The sequence below is a fragment of the Paenibacillus ihuae genome (assembly GCF_001368795.1).
In the GTDB taxonomy this organism is placed as follows: Bacteria; Bacillota; Bacilli; order Paenibacillales; family Paenibacillaceae; genus Paenibacillus_AQ; species Paenibacillus_AQ ihuae.
This window is the reverse complement of the sequence record NZ_LN831198.1, coordinates 3110657-3113892: the sequence shown is the minus strand read 5'-3', so window position 1 is coordinate 3113892 and position 3236 is coordinate 3110657. Positions and strand designations below refer to the sequence as shown.

Sequence of the window (3236 nt, the reverse complement as noted above, 5' to 3'; positions counted from 1 at the left end):
GGCGACACTGTTATCATTGCGGCAACTCCGGTTCCGGGCAATGAGAAATATGTCGGCCGTACAATTGATGAACTGTTCCGGCTAGGCGCTAACGTCATTTATAGCGGATCCAATTCCGGTGTTCACGTATCCGGTCACGGCAGCCAGGAAGAGCTCAAGCTGATGCTCAACCTGATGAAGCCGAAATACTTCATTCCGATCCACGGTGAATACCGGATGCAGCGCAGACATGCACTGCTGGCAGAATCCGTAGGGGTAGAATCCAGCAATATTTTCATCACAGAAATTGGTGAAATTGTTGAAATTCAGGGCGGAGCAGCGCGCAGAGCCGGTAAGGTTACAGCAGGCAACGTGCTGATCGACGGTCTGGGTGTAGGCGATGTAGGTAATATCGTATTGCGTGACCGTAAGCTGCTGTCTCAGGACGGTATCCTCGTGGTTGTTGTAACGCTAAGCAAGCAGAACGGAGCCATTGTATCCGGACCGGATATCATCTCCCGCGGCTTTGTATATGTCCGTGAGTCCGAAGGGCTCCTGGATGAAGCTAACCGGATTGTTTCCGGCACGCTTCAGCGCCTGATGAGCGAGAAGGTCAATGAATGGGCTTCGCTCAAAACAAGCGTAAAAGATTCGCTCGGCCGTTTCCTGTATGAACAGACACGCCGCAGACCGATGATTTTGCCAATTATCATGGAAGTGTAAGAAGCTTGCTTCTCAAAACATAAATAGCAGGGCTTAAAAGCCCCTTCACCCCGGAAATATTGGACGGTTTCCTGGGGCGGAGGGGCTTTTTGGTACATTATTGAAATCAGGTAATTCAAGACGGCGTTCAGGCGGACATTTTATTGGGGGTGTCTGCATAAGGGGGTCCCTCAGAATGTCATACTAAGAAAAGTTAGTATGGCTGGCTGCAGCGGCTAGAAGCTGCAAGCGGAAAGGGTGAGCTGCATTGGAATATACGTATGGATCAAATATGAGCAATAACGAGGGAATTCAGCCGGAGGAGGTAAAACCTGCCTCTCAAGAACCAATTCTTCCCGGAACAGTCGGAGTACTGAAAGAATTGGGGCAGACGGTGGTCCCAAGCGGGGAACCGGATATTTTCTGCATGACAATTATCGGCCAGATCGAAGGGCATTTCGTGCTGCCGCCACATAATAAGACCACCAAATATGAGCACATCATTCCTCAGCTCGTTGCGGCGGAGCAGAACAAGAATATCAAAGGCCTTCTGATCATTCTCAATACAGTCGGGGGCGATGTAGAGGCAGGGCTGGCAATTGCTGAGATGATAGCTTCTTTATCCAAGCCAACAGTTACTGTGGTTATCGGCGGCGGTCATAGCATCGGTGTGCCAATCGCTGTAGCCTCAAGCTATTCGATCATTGCTGAAAGCGCGACGATGACGATTCATCCGATCCGCATGAACGGGCTGGTGATCGGTGTACCGCAGACGTTTGAATATATGGAGCGGATGCAGGAACGGATGGTCCGGTTTGTCACCTCTCATTCCCGGATCAGTGAACAGCAATTTAAGGATCTGATGTTCAAAACCGGTGAGCTTAACCGCGATATCGGTACCGCAGTTGGAGGTTCTGATGCCGTTAAGTACGGCTTAATGGATGAGGTCGGAGGGATAGGGGCTGCGCTATCACATCTTAATACTATGATTGCCGGCATGTCTGCTTCAAATGTATCCGGTGAGCTGATGCAGGGAGGGCTGACTCAATGACCTTCTACACAGTGCTGCCGCTGGAGCAGATTTTCGAGGGGGCTATCAGCACTGCTCAGCCGACGATGGAAGTGACCATTCAGGGAATGTTAATGCAAGTTGAGCAGCTTGAGAGCGGCCAGGCACGGATTGTAAGACTGCTTGGGTGTCCCTTAGACAAGTATCTTGATCCGGCTTTTGCTCCTGGAACAGTCATAGATTTTAGTAAATAACGGATAACCAAAAAGATGTATTTTTTGACAAAAGAGAACATAGGTACGCCACGCCATTATATGGTATAATGTTGCCGGGGGTGGCTGGCGTGGCTAAACGGAAAAAGAAAAAGAAAAAAGCGCTGCTCGGCAGCGTTTTAAAATATGAGATTTACGGTATTATGCTTATTACGATTTCCGTAATAGCCTTATCGGGCGAAGCGGCTGTTGGGCGTTCTCTGTCCAGTATGGCAGGATATCTGCTGGGCAGATTTTATTTTGTGCTGCCGCTGTTCGGCATTATTTATGGTCTGATGGTTATGATCCACCGAAAATGGCCGTCCGGCTGGAACAGCCGCTATACTGGGGCAGTGCTGCTTGTGCTGTCATTATGCCTTATGAGCTCGATTTCAGCCATGCAGCAGAAGCTGGGACCCATATCGATGCTGCATCCCGGCAATGTACTGTCGCAAATACATAATGATCTTTCCGGGGCACTGAAGCCTGGATCCAGCGACAGCGGCGTTTATATGCTGGGCAAGGACATCAGCGGGGGCTACATCGGGGCACTGGAGTTCGCGGCGCTGCTGTGGCTCTTCGGGACATTGGGTGCCAAGCTGATCATGATCGTGATGCTGGCAATCAGCTTCATGCTTGTCACGAATCTTTCCTATGTCGAGCTGTTTGCGCTACTGCGGATCCGTTCGGTGAAGCTGGTGGAAGGCATAAGGCTGAAGGCCGCTAACCGTCCGGCTGCGGTTCCGGTTACGCCCCGTTCTTCCAGAACCGGCAGAGCATCGGTACCGCCGCCTGCGGCTGATGAGGAGGAGGACGAAGAAGAAGAGCCGTCACTGCCTAGAAGGAGCCAGCCGCTGTTCTTCCAGAGAATCGGAGGCTGGCTTAGCGGGACTTCCCGGACTGAGAATCACGGTGAAGATGATCAGGAGGACGAGTCATCCGATATTCTTTTGTCCGGTTCAGGTTCGCCTGGTCTTCCGATTATTACGGGACTGGAATCGGACAGAAGACAAGCTCATTCCGATGATCTCGGGCCCGAATTTCCGGAGGATGATCTGGAGCCGGTTACCCCTATTATCCGTGACTTCTTCGAACATATCCGTTCAGAAGGCTTAAGCGAAGAGGAACGGGATGAGTGGGGCGAATTCTCTCCAGCCGCCCGCAGCGGCAGCCGTAGTCCTGGGATGCAGGGAAGTCCGGCAACAGTTCAGCCTGCTTCCGGTGAGGTTCCGGAGGAGGATGTGACGGTTGAGCTTGACGGGCTGCTTGCAACGGCTGAGAGTGGCGGACCGGTT

Annotated in this window: 4 protein-coding genes; all 4 read left to right on the top strand. The window is 51.7% G+C overall.

The window, feature by feature from the left end; all coding sequences use genetic code 11:
- Nucleotides 1–702, top strand: a 702-nt coding sequence (locus AQR02_RS14135; protein WP_148449160.1) for a ribonuclease J, incomplete at its 5' end; no start/stop codon positions are given.
- Nucleotides 703–973: 271 nt separating this feature from the next.
- Complete coding sequence (locus tag AQR02_RS14130) at nt 974–1732, top strand: ClpP family protease (RefSeq protein ID WP_082451963.1); 759 nt, start codon at nt 974–976, stop codon at nt 1730–1732.
- The gene (locus AQR02_RS14125; RefSeq protein ID WP_054941031.1) at nt 1729–1944 is read left to right on the top strand and encodes a YlzJ-like family protein; all 216 of its coding nucleotides are present in this window, start codon (nt 1729–1731) and stop codon (nt 1942–1944) included. The genes AQR02_RS14130 and AQR02_RS14125 overlap by 4 nt, the downstream gene beginning before the upstream one ends.
- A gap of 89 nt (nt 1945–2033) precedes the next feature.
- Nucleotides 2034–3236 (top strand): DNA translocase FtsK 4TM domain-containing protein (locus AQR02_RS31965; RefSeq protein ID WP_187388784.1); only part of this gene is annotated, 1203 nt, incomplete at its 3' end.

Bases quoted from the DNA above. Each gene is read 5' to 3' on its own strand.
- AQR02_RS14130 (WP_082451963.1), top strand. From the start codon at position 974: ATGAGCAATAACGAGGGAATTCAGCCGGAGGAGGTAAAACCTGCCTCT.
- AQR02_RS14125 (WP_054941031.1), top strand. From the start codon at position 1,729: ATGACCTTCTACACAGTGCTGCCGCTGGAGCAGATTTTCGAGGGGGCT.